The sequence below is a fragment of the Stenotrophomonas nitritireducens genome, assembly GCF_001700965.1.
Taxonomy (GTDB): Bacteria; Pseudomonadota; Gammaproteobacteria; order Xanthomonadales; family Xanthomonadaceae; genus Stenotrophomonas; species Stenotrophomonas nitritireducens_A.
Window position 1 is genome coordinate 3167466 of sequence record NZ_CP016756.1, and the last position, 16344, is coordinate 3183809.

A 16344-nucleotide genomic window follows, 5' to 3' on the forward strand; every position below is an offset into this window, starting at 1 on the left:
TCTGGTAAATTCCGCGAAAGGAATCCGATTTGTGTCTGCAGATTGCAGACAGTCATCACATCTGGAATAGGCATGGATAAGCTGAATAACCTGATGGTGCAGGTCGCTGTGCTGGGCAATGCACAACGCCAGTACCAACTGCAGTGCGACGACTTTGGCAGCAACGTGGTCGAACGTTGGCGGGGGCGCGATGCTTTGTCCGCACATGCCGTTACCGAGGTGGACATACTTTCCACTGACCAAGGCGTTGATCTGCAGGCACTGATCGCCAAGCCGGCAGTGTTGTTGATGCGCACCGCGCAAGGCGACGAACAACGCCGCAGCGGCCTGATTGCATCGGCTAGCCGCATTGGCAGTGATGGCGGCTTGGTGCGCTACCGTCTGTCATTGCAGTCTTGGACCTGGTGGTTGCAGCACGCGCGGCATAGCCGCGTATTCCAGGACAAGACTGTTCGCCAGATTGTGGACAGCGTGCTCGAGGACTACCCGGATCTGGCCAACTGGCGCTGGGCCGAAGGTTGCGATGACTTCATTGCTTCGCGCGTGCGCAGCTATTGCGTGCAATACCGCGAAAGCGATCTGGCATTCGTGCAACGGCTGCTAGCCGAGGAAGGCTTGGGTTGGCGCCTGTGTCAGGACGAACAAGCACCCTGCGGCAACAGTATTGAGATCTTCGCTGACAGTGTGGCGCTGCCGCAGGACGCGGCCAGTGCCACAGTCGGTGTGCGCTTCCATCGCAGCGATGCCACCGAGTCCAGCGACAGCATCCAGGTGCTGGGGCGGCGGCGTGCGCTGCGCAGTACCCGGATCAGCCTGCTCAGTGACGACTACCGCTCCGTGCGCGGCATCAGCGCGCAGCTGCCGCTGGATGGCGGCGGCGATCAATCCCAGCGTGAAAGCTACGACCCGGTGGGGGCGTACGCCTTCAGCAATGCCGCTGCGGCAGCGTGGTACGCCAAGCTGCAGGCGCAGGCGCATGAAGTGCACGGCCGCACCTGGTTGGGGCAGGGTACGGTGCGTGGCTTCCAATCCGGCACCTGGTTGCAGGTACAGCAGGCGCCGTTTGCTGAAGCACCGGAACTGCTGTTGACCGAAGTGGATCACGCCGGCATCAACAACCTGCCCACCGATGTTCGTCAGGCAATGGACGCGGCGCTGGGCAAGGCGCCCACCGCCGATGCGGATGCCGTGCTATGGCAGCAGGCCGAGAAGGTGGGCTACGCCAACCGCTTCCAGGCGACTGAACGCGCGATGCCGTGGCGGCCAGCACTGGTGGACGGCACCGGCCAGCGGCTCAATCCGCGGCCCACCGCGCCCGGTTACCAGACCGCACGCGTGGTGGCATCGCACGGCTGCAAGGGCCAGGACGTGCACGCGGACAGCATGGGCCGCATCCGCGTCTGCTTCCATTTCCAGAATGGCGAGGCCGATACCACATGGTTGCGCGTTGCCCAGCGTTACGCCGGCCCCGGTGTCGGCGCGCAGTTCCTGCCGCGCATCGGCCAGGAAGTGCTGGTGGGCTTTCTGGACGGCGATATCGACCGGCCCATCGTGTTGGGCGCGCTCTACAACGGCCGCGGTGAGGCCGGCGTTGCGCCGACGCCGGCGGGCGCCAAGGCCGATGCCGAGCGCAGCGCCTACGCACAGGCACGTGATGGCAGCAGCAGTGCGCAGGGCAACCTGAGTGGTGGGCAGGCGCCGGCATGGCACGCCGCTGGCGCGGGTGACGACGCCCACCGCAATGCGGGCGCTGTCTGGGGCATCCGTTCGCGCGAATGGGAGGGCGGCCAAGGCAGCAATCACCTTCTGTTCGACGACAGCGACCAGCAACTGCGCGTGCAGCTGGCCAGCAGCCAGCAGACCTCGCAGCTGAGCCTTGGTCATCTGCGCCACCAGGCCGACAACTTCCTCGGCAGCCTGCGCGGCACCGGCTTTGAACTGCGCAGCGACGCCTGGGGCGCGGTGCGCGCCAGCTCCGGCGCATGGTTCAGCGCCTACGCGCACCGCAGCGACACCCCGGCTGGCGAAGTCGTACAGCCAGCGGCCCTGCTCAACCAACTGCAAAGCCTGAGCACCCGTTTCAGCCAAGCCGCACGCACCCACCTGACCAGTACGCTGGTGATGAAGGAGGGCGCGCGTGGCAAGGAGCGCTCCAGCATCGTGCCGGATCAGGCGCCACTGGCCGCAATGCTGGCCAGCGCCAAGACCACGGTAGCCGGCGCGGCATTCGACGCCGCCAGCGGCGAAGCCGCTCAACGTCAGGCCACAGCAGGCAGCGGCCGCGTCCCGCACAGCGGCGACCCGCTGCTCGGCTTTGCCGCGCCCGCAGGCATCGCACACGTCGCAGGGCAGGCCCTGCACTGGTCGGTGGGCGAAGGCCTGCTGCTGGCCAGCGGTGGCGACAGCGACACCGCGGTGATGGGCAACGCCCGCCTGCACGCTGGGCAGGCCATCGGCATGTTGGCCTGTGCGGTAGAGGGCGGCGCCGAAGGCGGAAGCGCTTTGAGCGTGGTGGCCGGCACCGGCGAGTTGAACGTGCAGGCCCAACACGACGAAGTGCGCCTGCAATCGCGGCAGGCGCTACGCGCAGCCAGCGCGCAGGGCGTGGTGGAGCTTGCTGCAGGCAAGACGATCCACATTGCTACGTCGGGCGGCGCCAGCCTGACCATCGAAGGCGGGAACATCACGTTCAACTGTCCGGGCACGATTACAGTGCATGCGAGCAAGAAGTCGTTTGTTGGGCCGGTGCAGAAGGCCTATCCATTGCCTGCTTTCCGCGAGTCGATTTGTTGGGAGTGCTTGCTGCAGGCAATGAAGAAGGGTCAGGTTTTGGCGGCCAAAAATGGTTGATGGAGTACTCAAATGAATCGTCACTACATCGATCTGTTTTCGTCTTCCGTTGTTGACGACGTGATGGAATTTCTTCCGCAGGATCGTCCAGTTTTCGCATTGCTTGATCTGGCGTTCTGTGGGGCTCGCGAACGGGCGCGGCTGGAGGGGAACTTTCTGACACTTCGCTTGTACGAGCGCTTTGGCAGCGAAGGTCCTGCAGCGGAGCTGACTCCTTCATTGTTGGAGTTGCCGCTGGATCTCGAGCAGCGCCGGAAAGCGTTGGTGGAACTATGTACCTTGTCGAGCGGTTGTCCGATGCTCTCGTTGCTGCTGTTCAACGGAGGATTGGATGAGGCCTATATGCATCTGCAAGCACAAATGGAGGCGCGCGCGGAGGGCGGGAGCTTTTTGGTGAGGCTGGCAGATACGCGGTGCTTACCAACCTGGGTTGCCGCACTATCGACATCGCAGAAGGAACGGTTCCTTGCAGGGGTCGAGAGCTGGTGGTACGTGACTCGGGATGGAAAATTTGCGCGAATCGACGGGCTGGGGCATGCCCGATCTTGGACCGAGGTGCGGCCCTATGATTTGACGATTGAGCAGCGTCGTCGGCTTCAAATTGCGGCTGTTCCGGATATGGTTATCGCCTATCTACATTCGCGGCCTGATGCATTTGGCACCTTGGGACCGTTCCCGGCGCGGATCCATGCTGGCGTTCAAGCGGTGCTTGATGAGTTCGAGGGCGATCCGTTGATGCTGTCCGCGGCAGTCTACCGCTCGATTCTGGAAGCATTACATTCGCAATCACTGCTAGTTCAGCGGGATGATGTCGCTTGAACGCCGCAGGGAAACTCTTCCTTGTAAACGGTATGGTGGGCCGCCTAAGTCGTGGCAGACAACGGTGTTGCAGCAGTACTACATCCCAGTGGAAAACCGTGGATTTCCGAGTCGTTATGCAGGCTCTCGCTCTTTCCATTTTGACTTTGTTCGGCGGCCTGATTGCATGCAAGCGGCAAGAGGTGAGTGCAGAGCAACTGGTGCCGAATGAAATCGGACTCAGCCTTTCAGGCTTGAACTACACGGACATGCCCATTGGGGCAATGTATGTGAATGGGTCTTGGGGCGGTGGAATTCAGGCGTATAACAATGGCAACAGTTCGGCCGGTAGTGTCGCGTTGCCCTATCCATGGCGACCTGGTACGAAGGTCACGGTGAAGTGGAGTGATGATGTTCTATACGAACGCGACAAGAACACGCTTTATTCTGTAGACGTTGAAGTTCCTCCCTATTCGATGATTTACTCGGGCTATCTGTGGGTGGCATTTTTCCCCGATGGGGAGGTGAAGGTTTATGCATCTGGATATTATCCTGGACACGCCAATTTCCCTGCTGGGATGCTGACTCCGGCTGATACTTGCAAACGTACGGTCGGCTGCGTTGAGTGGTATCGCAGTGGCGAACCTCCACGGGAGGGATATTACTGATGTGTGGAATTAAGATGGGCGATATCTATTTGATTGGTTTATGTGCCAGTGGTTAACTTATTTACCGCGTTCTGCGGCATGCCGTTTTCCATTGGTCTTATGCGTGATTTAACCCTTATTAGGAGTGCAAAGTGGGTGGAGTGAATGGGGGTTTCCAGTCGCTACGGTTTTCCAGAAATTGCAATTGATACTCTGTTGCGGAAAAGGCTATTGCTGAAAGAATTGGAGGGTCTATGTACTCGTGGTCGGCTATCTTAAATAGATTTTTGTTCAAGTGGATAGCTCAAGGCAGCGTGAGAGTTTTTGTTCTCCTTGTTATAAGTAGTGGTGTCGTCGCCTGTCAACGCCAAGAAGCCCACGCTACCGGGCCTTTGCCCAAGACGGTCGGCTTAACCTTGTCTGGATTGAACTACACCGACATGCCAATAGGCGCCATGTATGTCAACGGAAGCTGGGGCGGTGCGGTCAATGCCCACAACGGGTGCTGCGGCTTCGCAGGAGGGGTGAGTTTGCCCTACCCATGGAAGCCAGGTACAAAAGTGATGGTTAAATGGAGCGATAACGAATTGTATCGGAAAGATCCTGGGGCTCTGTACTCGGAGGAAGTTGAGGTTCCTCCATATGAGATGATTTACTCAGGATTTTTGTGGGTTGCTTTTCTTCCTGAGAAGAAAGTAAAGGTCTATGTTTCTGATTTTTTACCAGGCCATCCTGATTTTCCAAGCGGGCTGCAAATTCCTTGGAATGAATGTAACGAATCTCCAGAGTGTAAAGCTTGGTATGTCAGTAAGTTGCCGCCGCGAGAGGGGTATTATTGATGGCAAGGAATCAAACGGTTGGCCCTCCATCTTCACATTTGAATGCCCAGCAGCAAGTGGAGTTGCTCGCGTGCGATATGAGTGATCCCGAACAGGATTGCTACGTGGACCTGAAGTGGGGGTTTTTCTTTGATGGGACTAATAACAATCTTGGGCGCGATCGCCCACATTTAGCTCAAAGTAATATAGCTCGTTTGTACGATGTTTTTGATTTGGGTCGTGCCGGGTCGGAGAATATAAAGCAGTACATAGCGGGCGTCGGCACCCCTTTCGAGGAAGAAGTGGGCGATCAAGGTAAAGGGGTTCATCAAGCCGCTGGTCTCTCTGCTGGTTGGGGAGGAGAAGCGCGCATAAATTGGGCGCTTTTGAAAGTGCTGGACAACTTGCACCAATATTATGAAGGCGTCGGGTTGGGCAGAATGTTGGGGGTTTTGGATCCGCAAGCTGTCAAGGGTATGTCCGCGGATATGAATATTCCAATTCATCAGTTAAGAAAGCTGACTGGCGATGAAGTTGAATTGCTTCGGGAAATTGGAATGCCAAAGTCGGTTCGGCTCATTACATCAACCGCCGCGACTTCGCCGAATGACCCAGCTAGACGTGCAACATTGAAGGCTCGTCGGGAAGTTTTGGCCAGCAAGCTTTCCGCTTGGCGACGAACGCGAAAGCCTAGGGTAAGGGTAATTCGTATATCTGTATTCGGTTTTTCGAGAGGGGCTGCCGAGGCGAGAGTATTCAGTAGTTGGCTGAAAGATGCACTTGACCCTGATTTTACCCTGTGTGGGATTCCTGTTCAGGTCGATTTTCTGGGAATCTTTGATACGGTAGCTTCAGTTGGCTTGGCGAATAGCAGTATTGCTTTTGATGGTCATGGTGGTTGGGGTCGTGAACAAGATATGGAGGTTCCTGATTACGTAAAAGAATGTGTGCACATGGTTGCTGCCCTTGAGGTTCGAGCATCTTTTCCGTTAGATGCCTACAGAGGCTTGGCAAAAAGAGCTACCCAGTTAGTGTATCCGGGGGTGCATTCGGATTTAGGCGGCGGCTATATTCCCTCGGAGCAGGGGAAAGGGTACGTAGGGGCCGAGGGCCGGGATGCTGCGAAATTCTCGCAGATTCCGCTACAAGAAATGTACCAGCGGGCGCGGGCTGCTGGCGTTCCATTGAATAAAGACAACGGGATGTTGGCTGAATCCGCCCGAGAGGCAATGGAGGTTGATCAGGCTCTAATAAGTGCTTACTCGGACTACTTTGAGGCCACTGGGGGCGTGTCATACGGCTCGTTGCAACAAATAATGCACGATCACTATGGCCGTTACCTTCAATGGCGGAAGCTACGGCTCGGCGATGACGCTCCAGCAGGCTTGAAGCATCAGCCATTTGTTAGCCGTGCAGGGAAGAAGAGTGGTCAAGATGTTGTTGATCTTGTAATGGCCAACTATGAGCTTAAATGGGAATACGAAGCGCTTTTGAAGGACGAAAGGAGCGATCCTGCGCTGCGAATTCCAAATGGTCTTTCAGACAATATCAGCAAGTTTATCGGGCTGAGGGCACGCAATATTTTTCCCCTTGCTAGTCTGCGCGATGCGGCGGTCAGCTACGTCTGGGGCTACAAGATGAAGTGTTGGCAAGAGATCAAACCGATCTGGGAGGATACCAGCGATGTTGATCCTAGGATTTCTCGCTTGATGGATGACTATATCCACGACTCCAGGGCGTGGTTCAAGCCATTCGGAGCGCCGAATGAAGCCGCTTGGAAACGGCAGCAAGAAGAGAGGATGAAGCTCTTGGAAGCGCAAGATGCGCGATACAAGGAGTGGGAGCGCATCAAGCAGGAAGATGAAAGAATCCTGCGCGAAGGGAATGCGTTGGAGCGCATGGCTGCAGCTCACAGAAGATCTGCGATGAATTCTACCCCGCAGGCTTGGCCAAAGCGTTTGGAAGGCGCTGATCGCAAGGATCTTGATGCTTGGAAGAGCAATAGGCAGTTGCCATATGAAATTGAGGGGCGTGAGAGCTGGTCAATATTTGGCTATTTGCGCTGGCGCATGGTTTACGAGGATGAAGCAAGCTGGCTTCAGCAAGTCGGTGATTTTGCTGGTGCCCAAGCTCGGGCTGTCAAACGAGGGATTAAGGATAAGGTGGATGATGCAGTCGACCGAGCGGCAGAAGCAGCCGGGCGCGCCATCGGGAATGGCGCTAAGAAGGGCGCCGACTATTTGTTGGATAAAGCAAAGGACGCGCTATCCAATGGTGTTCCAAGAACTCGATTGTAGAGGGTTCGGTGGTAATTCGAATGCCTGTTTGTGATCGGCGCCGCTGTGCAAGAAAGAACGCAGTCTGTGCAAGTGGTAAAGGAGAACCGCCGAGAGTTGAAGCTTACAATAGCCCTGTCATTGTAGGTCTTGCGTAAAGAACTGAACTCACCGACTGCCGGGGGCATGGACGCGCGCCGTTACGTTTTGATGGCCCACGAGAAGCGGCTGTGGGCATGGCGCGTATTTCACGTGCCAACGTCTTCGCCCAAGTAAGCGAGGGTAGCAGTTCCTTTCGCGTAGTGAAGGGAGGGCTGGGGAGGAGTGCTTTTGACGTTGCGCACGCATACAGCGATCCCTTTCCAGCCTCGCATGTTACGAGGAGTGAAGTGTTCAGAATTTTGCTAGGTGTTAACGGTTAATTGAATTGCTTGTCTCGCGATACGATTGCCTTGTATTGACGTTCTTGCGCGACTTGCTCCTTATTAGCGGTGGAGAATGAGCAAAGCGGAGGTTCTATGTTCTCTCGCTCGGCAATATTAAATAGTTTGTTGTTCAAGTGGATCGCTCACGGCTGTGCGAGGGCTTTAATTCTTCTTGTTTTATGTAGCGGCACCGCCGCCTGCCAACGCCGAGAGGCCCACGCGACCGGGGCCGTGTCTGGGGAAGTTGGCTTAACCCTGGCCGGATTGAACTACACCGACATGCCAATAGGCGCCATGTATGTCAACGGAAGCTGGGGCGGTGCGATCAATGCACACAACGGGTGTTGCGGCTTTGCAGGAGGGGTGAGTTTGCCTTATCCATGGCAGCCAGGTACGAAAGTGCTGGTTAAATGGAGCGACAACGAATTGTATCGAAAGGACCCTGCCGCTCTGTACTCGGAGGAAGTTGAGGTTCCTCCGTATGAGATGGTTTACTCAGGATTTTTGTGGGTTGCTTTTTATCCCGAGAAAAAAGTAAAGGTCTATGTTTCAGATTTTTTGCCAGGCCACCCTGACTTTCCAAGTGGGCTGCAGATTCCCAGGAAGGAATGTGACGAATCCCCGGATTGTAGGGCGTGGTATGTCAGTAAGTCGCCGCCGCGAGAGGGACATTATTGAAGGTAGAGAGTCCGTGCGTCTTAGCCTATTCAGGTGTGCTGCTGATAACGCTGGCAGATGACGTGCAGCGGCGCGATGTTGTCAAACCGGGTGGAATTCTGGCCGGCGGGTTGAGCTTCGATAGAACCGGTATTGCCATCACCCGCGAGGGAGATACCAAGCGCGATCCCAGTGTGCGCACTTACCAGTTGTATGCAGGCATGCCGGGGATTGAAGGCGTTCAGGCGATGCCGTTCGTTTCGATGACGATGCAGGGTTGGTCGCAACAGACCTATCCGCAGCTGAAGCAGCAACCGCCGCCGCTGGAGGAAAGTGAAAAGCGTTTCGACGCGATCCTACATAACCTGCACCTACGGCACACCACGCCGGAGATGCCGGATTATGAGCGTCTATTGGGCAAGCAGACTGCTTCGCCAGAGTAGGTGGGGCAGCAGCTCTGCTCCCTCCCTTTCGCGTAGCGAAGGGGAGGGCTTGGACCGGTCGCTTGTGACGCATCAACGCGGCCGTTTGCGCCGCACTCCGGGGCTGTGGTTGAAGAGCGCCTGCAGCGGCATATGCCGCGTTTGCAGACAACGAACGATCACGAAAGCGTGATGGCAGTCGCTCAACGCGCTGACTAACCAGTCATTGCACATTTCTGAATAGGCCAAGCGCCTTTATGTTTACCTGTGCCAAACCCAGAAATTCCGGCAGATTTCCCGCTGTTCCCCTCAATCCAGCCCCTCCAACCCGTAACACGGGCTATAGGAAAGTTCTGATAGATTCGGACTGGGGGATCTGATTGCGTCTGCTGAATGGCGGGCGGGAATGGCATTGGGTTGGCATGGATAAGCTGAATAGCCTGATGGCGCAGATTGCTGCGCCGAGTGATGCACAACGGCAGTACCAGTGGCGGTGCTCGGGATTTGAGGAGGGCATGGTTGAACGCTGGTGGGGCCGCGATGGCCTGTCTGCGCATGCGCAGACGGATGTGGATGTGTTGTCCACCGATCAGGGTGTCGCGCTGGACGCGCTGCTGGGTACGCAGGCGGTGCTGCTGATGCGCATGGCCGATGGTGGCGAGCAGCAACGTAGCGGCTTGATCGCGCAGGCGCAGCGGATGGGCAGCGACGGTGGGCTGGTGCGATACCGGCTGTCACTGCGCTCGTGGACCTGGTGGCTGCAGCATGCGCGGCACAGCCGTGTATTCCAGGACAAGAACGTGCGCGAGATCGTCGACACGGTGCTTGCCGACTATCCGGACCTGGCCAACTGGCGTTGGGCCGAGGGCTGTGACGAATTCATTGGCACACGCGTGCGCAGCTACTGCGTGCAGTACCGCGAGAGTGACCTGGACTTCCTGCAGCGGCTATTGGCCGAGGAAGGGCTGGGGTGGCGTTTGTACGCCGAGGAACAGGCGCCCTGCGGTAATGGCATGGAGATCTTTGCCGACAGCCTGGGCCTGCCTGAAGACGGCAGCAGTGCTGCGGTCGGGGTGCGTTTTCATCGCAGCGATGCCACTGAATCGACTGACAGCATCCAGGCCCTGGGCCGGCGCCGCGGCTTGGGCAGCACCAGCCTGAGTCTGCTCAGCGATGATTACCGGCAGGTGCGCAGCATCAGCGCGCAGCTGCCCTTGGATGGCGGCGGCAACGCCTCCAAGCGTGAAAGCTATGACGCGGTGGGCCCGTATGCATTCAACAATGCCAGCGCTGCGGATTGGTATGCGCGCCTGCAGGCGCAGGCGCATGAGGTGCATGCCCGCAGTTGGCAGGGGCAGGGCACAGTACGGGGCTTCCGCTCCGGCACTTGGCTTGAAGTGCAGCAGGCGCCGTTTGAAAGCGCACCCGAGCTGTTGTTGGTGGAGGTGGAACACGCCGGCATCAACAACCTGCCGACCGACGTACGTCAGGCCATGGATGATGCGCTCGGCGTTGCCGCGATGACGGACGGCGATGCCGGGCTTTGGCAACAGGCGGAGAAAGTTGGCTACGCAAACCGTTTCAAGGCGACCGAACGGTCTTTGCCGTGGCGCCCGGCCTTGGAGGATGGCAACGGCCATCGTTTGAATCCGCGGCCCACCGTGCCCGGTTACCAGACGGCGGTGGTTGTCGCAGGGCAGGGCGGCAACAGCCAGGATGTGCACGCAGACAGCCTGGGCCGGGTTCGGGTGCGTTTCCATTTCCAGGACGAACAGGGCGACACCACGTGGTTGCGGGTGGCCCAGCGCTATGCCGGCCCGGGTGTCGGTGCGCAGTTCCTGCCGCGTATCGGCCAGGAAGTGCTGGTCGGTTTTCTCGATGGCGATATTGACAGGCCCATCGTGTTGGGCGCGCTCTACAACGGCCGTGGCGAAGCGGGCGTTGCGCCCACGCCCGCCGGCGCCAGCGCCGATGCCGACAACAGCGCGTATGCGCAGGCACGCGATGGCACGCCCAGCGCACAAGCCAATTTGAGCGGTGGCCACGCGCCGGCATGGCATGCGGCGGGCGCGGGTGATGATGCGCATCGCAACGCAGGCGCCGTGTGGGGCGTCCGCTCACGCGAGTGGGAGGGCGGCGAAGGCAGTAACCACCTCTTGTTCGATGACAGCGACCAGCAGCTGCGCGTGGAGTTGGCCAGCAGCCAGCAGACCTCGCAGTTGAGCCTTGGCCATCTGCGCCATCAAGCGGACAACTTCCTCGGCAGCCTGCGTGGGACCGGTTTCGAGCTGCGCAGTGATGCTTGGGGGGCGGTGCGCGCAACGTCGGGTGGCTGGTTCAGTGCCTATGCGCATCGTGCCGATAGTCCCGCCGGTGAAGCGGTGCAGCCAGCGGCGCTGCTCAATCAGCTGCAGGGCCTGGGCACGCGTTTCAGCCAGGCCGCGCGCACGCATCTGACCAGTGCCTTGGCGATGAAGGAAGGCGCACGCGGCAAGGATCGCTCCGCCATCGTGCCGGATCAGGCGCCGTTGGCAGCAATGTTGGCCAGCACCAAGACCACGGTGGCCGGCGCGGATTATCAAGCTGCCAGCAGCGAGGCGGGGCAACGGCAAGCGTCTGCAGGCGACGGTCGGGTGCCGCATAGCGGTGATCCGCTGCTGGGCTTCGCCGCACCCGCCGGCATCGTCCACGTGGCCGGGCAAGCCCTGCACTGGTCGGTGGGCGAAGGCCTGTTGCTGGCCAGCGGCGGCGACAGCGATACCGCGGTGATGGGCGATGCACGTCTGCATTCGGGCCAGGCCATCGGCCTGTTGGCCAGTACGGTGGAAGGCGGTGCTGAAGGTGGCAATGCCTTGAGCGTGGTGGCCGGCACTGATGAGTTGAACGTGCAGGCTCAGCACGACGAGGTGCGCCTGCAATCACGGCAGGCGCTGCGCGCTGCCAGTGCGCAGGGCGTGGTGGAGCTGACGGCGGGCAAGACCGTGCATATCGCCACCACCGGTGGCGCCAGCGTCACCATCGAAGGCGGCAACATCAGCTTCAACTGCCCGGGCAAGATCACCGTGCATGCAAGCAAGAAAAGCTTTCTCGGTGCCACCCACCTGTCCACTGAAATGAACAGTTGGCCCGAGGCGCAGTTCGATGATGTGTACGTGGTGCGGCACCGGGCCACTGGCGAACCCATGCCCAATACGCGGGTGCAGATAACCCGCGGCGATGGTGGGCGCAGCGAGGCCGTTACCGATGCGCAGGGGCGTCTGCCACGGCAGCGTGGGCAGGGCATCGATGAGGTGCTCATCAAGATTCTGGGGAAGGTCTGACGCATGGAAGAGAAACAGGACGTTGTACTGCCCAGCGGAGACTGGGACGAGGATGGGCGGCCGGTCGCGCGTGCACGCTTGACCCAGGTCAAGGACAAGCGCGACAAGGTGGTAGAGGCCGATACCGATGCGGTGATCCCGGTCATCTTCCTACCCGGCATCATGGGTACCAACCTGAAGTCCAAGATCACCGGCGATCCGGTGTGGCGGCCACCGAATACCGATGGCGTGGGTGCGGTGCTTGGCGCGATCGGGCAGATGTTCGTGTTCCTGTTCCGTGGCGCGGCCACGCGGCAACGGCTGTTGAACCCGTTGACCTCGGAGGTTGATGACCGCGGCCCGCTGGATGCGGAAGACGTGATTCCCGAGGCGCTGGCGCGCGAGCGCGGCTGGGGCCAGTTGATGCGCTCGGCCTACAACCCGGTCATGGCCGAGATGCACCGAAAGCTCAATGACCTGATGTCGGCCGGCAAGCTGCAACCGTGGTGGGCTGAAGACGGCGCGCGTGCGCCGGCCGAGTATGGCGAGATGGTTGGCGGCAACCCAGCGCTGACATTGGAGCAGGCCAAGCATGCGGCGCACTACCGTTTCGAGGTGTGGTCCGGCGGCTACAACTGGCTGCAGAGCAATCGCAGTTCCGCGCAGGACATCATCGAGCGCATCGACAAGGTGGTGCTGCCGTATTACGCCGCGCGCGGCATCCGCGCGGAAAAAGTGGTGCTGGTGACCCATTCCATGGGCGGGCTGGTGTCACGTGCGGTGTCGCAGCTGCACAACTACGGCAAGTTGCTGGGCATCTCGCATGGCGTGATGCCCGCGACGGGCGCGGCAGCCACTTACCATCATTGCCGCGCCGGTTATACCGGTGCATCCAGCATCATTCTTGGCCGCAACGCCGGCGAGGTGGTGGCGATCCTGGCCAAGTCGCCGGGCGGGCTGGAGCTGTTGCCTGCGGCGGACTACAACGAAGGCAAGGCGTGGCTGCAACTGGGTGACGAGGGCGCGCGGCTGCCTGTTGGGGGCGATCCTTACAACGAGATCTACCTCAACACCAAATGGTATGGGCTGGTTCCCGAGGGCAATACCGAGTTGCTCGATCCGAGCGCACCAACGGCCGCGGCGGCTTCGGCGCGCGAAGAAGAGGATGGGCCTGCGCTCACGCCGCGCACCGGTTTCCAGATCAATATCGAAGGCGTGCGGGATTTCCACAAGGACATCATGCGCAAGTACCACAAGCCGACCTTCGCGCATTACGGCGATGATGCCAAGCAGCTTGCTTGGGGCTCGCTGGGCTGGAGCGGCGGCCGCATGACGGGCGCGGATTCAGTGACGCCGGTGTCGGACAACCGCAACGGCAAGATCAAACTGCAGGACCCGGTTGGGGTGATCAAGCTGGAGATCGCCGATCCTGCCGATCCCGGTGATGGCACAGTCCCGGCGTGTTCAGGTGCGGCCCCCAAAGCTGAGGTCACAGGATGTTTCCGCCAAGGCAGTTTCGGCACCGGGCAGTACGCGCTGAAAGGAAAAAAAGGCTATGACCACCAAGGCAGCTACAACGACGAGCGCACCCGCTGGGCAACCCTCTACGCCGCCGTGCGGTTCGCCCAGGGCGCGGACTGGGCGTGAGGTGTTGCACGCGATGACGCGCCGGCCGCTGTTGCATGGCTTGCTGGCTGCAGTACTACTGACCTTTGCCTCGGGCGGCGTTGCCGGCGCGGCACCGAAACGACAGGGAAGCGAAATGAAGACTTTGTGCGTTGGGCGATTCCTGCTGGATGTCCCTGCTGCGACCGCGATCCAGCCCGGCTATGTATATGCACGCAAGAAGGTGGAGACGAGCACCGGCGTATCTGCGGAGGCCTTCCGTCAGCGTGTGGCTGCGCGTGTGGCCACGCTGAAGGCCGCACGGCACCGCGCTGGCGAGTCCATGTCGGTCAGCGAAACGCGTTTCGACGATGATGCGGTACTGGTGACGTCATGGCTCAGCGAGAGCAGTCGCGCCGGTCATCGCCAGGAACTGTATGTGCTGGATCCAACGCACAATGTGCAATACCTGGTCAGTGGCGAGACCGAAGCGGCGAAGCTGCCCGCTGCGATCGAGAACTACCGCGCCCTGCGTCCACGCATCAGCTACCGTGATCCCAACAGCATTCCGACCACGGCGGGGTTCTGCATCGATTCGGGTTTCATTGCCGGCAACCGCATCAACAGCGAGGAAATGACCATAGGCCTGCGTCCGCGCGCCTATCCGGGTGTACGCATGACGTTGATGTCCTATGTCACCGGCAAGCCGGACCAGCCGCTGTTGCAGCGTGCGTCCGACCTGCCGCCGGAATATGCCGCCGCCGCAGCGCGGATGCGTAATCTGCGCCGTGGCGAACGCAACGTCGGGTCAATCCAGGGGCAGGAGATACTGGCGGGTGCGGAAGAAGGCGGGCGCAGGATGTACGCGTTCCTGTGGGAATCGCAGGGCCGTGCGGAGTCTTTGCAGTTCCCGTTCCTGTCGCTGCAGTTGCTGACCGAAGAGAAGGCCGATGCACCGGCATTCCGCGATGACGCACAGGCGCTTGGGTTGTGGGACCAGGTGTTGGGTAGCCTGCGTCTAAGGCCGGGCGCGATCTAAGCGATTCGTGTTGTGGGAGCGGTGTGAACCGCGAAGCTGGTGTTGTTGAGGGTCTGGGATTTTTTGCGATCTGATGGAGCATCTGCTTCGCGGCTGACGCTGCTCCCACAGAAAATTAATTGTCGTGGTAAGGCGCGATGCCGCTTTTGTAGGAGCGGCGTAAGCCGCGAAGCCGGTGTTGCTGAAGCCATGGATATCCTTGCGATCTGACGATGTGTCAGCTTCGCGGCTTACGCCGCTCCCACAACAACCTTGATGCCTGGCATTGCGGTTTGTTTAAGCGCAGCGCAGTCAGGCTGCGTTTGCGACTAGGCGCAATCTGCTTTTGTAGGAGCGGCGTAAGCCGCGAAGAATATGGTGCTGAAGCCACGATTATTTTGCGATCTGACGATGTGACGGCTTCGCGGCTTACGCCGCTCCTACAGCCACCGTGCGGCCTCAGGCATCGTGGCAAAGCCTCAAAGCTCCTGGCCGAACATGATTCCGTGGCCGTCGATCGTGTGCACGCCGAACTCGCGCATGTCACCTCCTGCGGCGTGAAGCCGGTCATCGTGCATTGCGTCCTGAGGCGGTGCCGGCTTATCGGCTTTGTTGTCCGAATCTGGCGGGCACCGATGCGGTGGTGGGCGCAGCATGCAGCTTCTTTCGTTGATTGGAGCTTACATGAAGCAGTTGCAGGAAAAGGTTGTGATCATCACCGGTGCCAGTTCCGGCATCGGCCGTGCCGCCGCATTGATGTTTGCCGCCGAAGGTGCGGCGCTTGTGCTGGGCGCGCGCCGTGCGGCTGAACTGGAAGCGCTTGTTGTGGAGATTGCAGGCAGTGGCGGAAGCGCGGTCTGCCTGCCGGGTGATGTCTGCGAAGAAGGCTATGCAAAGGCCTTGGTACAGCTGGCATTGGACCAATACGGCCGGCTGGATGTGGCTTTCAACAACGCGGGTACGATGGGGCCATTGGGGCCAACGCCGCAGCTGGAGCTGGCTGATTGGCAGCGCACGCAGGACACCAATCTCACCGCGATGTTCCTGGCGGCCAAGTACCAGGTGCCGGCGATGCTGCGCGGTGGAGCCGGCAGCCTGATATTCACCTCAACCTTCGTCGGCCACACGGTGGGCTTCGCCGGTGCTGCCGCGTATGCGGCCAGCAAGTCCGGCATCATCGGGCTGACCCAGGCGTTGGCTTCGGAGTTCGGGCCTCAAGGGCTGCGGGTGAATGCTTTGTTGCCTGGCGGCACCGATACCCCGATGGCGCGTGAAATGAATGGCTCGCCGGAAGCGATGGCGCAGGTGGCGCAGTTGCATGCACTGAAGCGTATTGCTGATCCACGCGAGATGGCTGCGGCGGCGATGTTCCTGGCCTCGGACCAGTCTTCATTCATGACCGGCACGGCGATGCTGGTGGACGGCGGTGTCTCCATTCATCGCGGCTGACGTTGGCGCACACGAAGCGGGCACCGTGCGGCGTCCGCTTCGCTTTTGCTCAGACGAACTGCGGTAGCTGCTGAAGGGCG

At 59.9% G+C, this 16344-nt stretch carries 11 protein-coding genes; all 11 read left to right on the top strand.

The features are described from left to right. Positions 1-72 precede the first annotated feature (72 nt). The 11 genes from BCV67_RS13300 (at position 73) to BCV67_RS13335 (ending at position 16264) form a co-directional block, all read left to right on the top strand. Positions 73-2850 (top strand): type VI secretion system Vgr family protein, encoded by a 2778-nt coding sequence (locus BCV67_RS13300; RefSeq protein WP_062169254.1) that lies wholly within the window; start codon positions 73-75, stop codon positions 2848-2850. Between the two features lie 12 nt (positions 2851-2862). Continuing rightward, a complete protein-coding gene (locus BCV67_RS13305) occupies positions 2863-3669 on the top strand; it encodes a DUF4123 domain-containing protein (protein ID WP_062169252.1) in 807 nt (268 codons plus the stop codon). Between the two features lie 98 nt (positions 3670-3767). Then, a complete protein-coding gene (locus BCV67_RS19625; protein WP_172837746.1) occupies positions 3768-4316 on the top strand; it encodes a DUF3304 domain-containing protein in 549 nt (182 codons plus the stop codon). 233 nt (positions 4317-4549) lie between these two features. Further along, complete coding sequence (locus tag BCV67_RS19630) at positions 4550-5134, top strand: DUF3304 domain-containing protein (RefSeq protein ID WP_082746609.1); 585 nt, start codon at positions 4550-4552, stop codon at positions 5132-5134. A gap of 77 nt (positions 5135-5211) precedes the next feature. Then, a complete protein-coding gene (locus tag BCV67_RS13310; RefSeq protein ID WP_231732391.1) occupies positions 5212-7410 on the top strand; it encodes a T6SS phospholipase effector Tle1-like catalytic domain-containing protein in 2199 nt (732 codons plus the stop codon). A gap of 530 nt (positions 7411-7940) precedes the next feature. After that, positions 7941-8492, top strand: a complete 552-nt coding sequence (locus BCV67_RS19635) for a DUF3304 domain-containing protein (RefSeq protein WP_172837747.1) — start codon at positions 7941-7943, stop codon at positions 8490-8492. Positions 8493-8527: 35 nt separating this feature from the next. Next, positions 8528-8914 carry a hypothetical protein gene (locus tag BCV67_RS13315; RefSeq protein WP_062169246.1) on the top strand — a complete coding sequence of 129 codons (387 nt, stop codon included), beginning with the start codon at positions 8528-8530 and terminating at the stop codon, positions 8912-8914. Positions 8915-9315: 401 nt separating this feature from the next. Further along, complete coding sequence (locus BCV67_RS13320; protein ID WP_065868128.1) at positions 9316-12213, top strand: type VI secretion system Vgr family protein; 2898 nt, start codon at positions 9316-9318, stop codon at positions 12211-12213. 3 nt (positions 12214-12216) lie between these two features. Beyond that, complete coding sequence (locus BCV67_RS13325) at positions 12217-13839, top strand: esterase/lipase family protein (RefSeq protein ID WP_062169244.1); 1623 nt, start codon at positions 12217-12219, stop codon at positions 13837-13839. Positions 13840-13954: 115 nt separating this feature from the next. Next, positions 13955-14836: a T6SS immunity protein Tli4 family protein gene (locus BCV67_RS13330; RefSeq protein ID WP_156455866.1), complete on the top strand. Its 882-nt coding sequence runs from the start codon at positions 13955-13957 to the stop codon at positions 14834-14836. A 663-nt stretch (positions 14837-15499) separates the two neighbouring features. Continuing rightward, positions 15500-16264, top strand: coding sequence for an SDR family oxidoreductase (locus tag BCV67_RS13335; protein WP_062169240.1), 765 nt, complete (start codon positions 15500-15502; stop codon positions 16262-16264). Positions 16265-16344 lie beyond the last annotated feature (80 nt).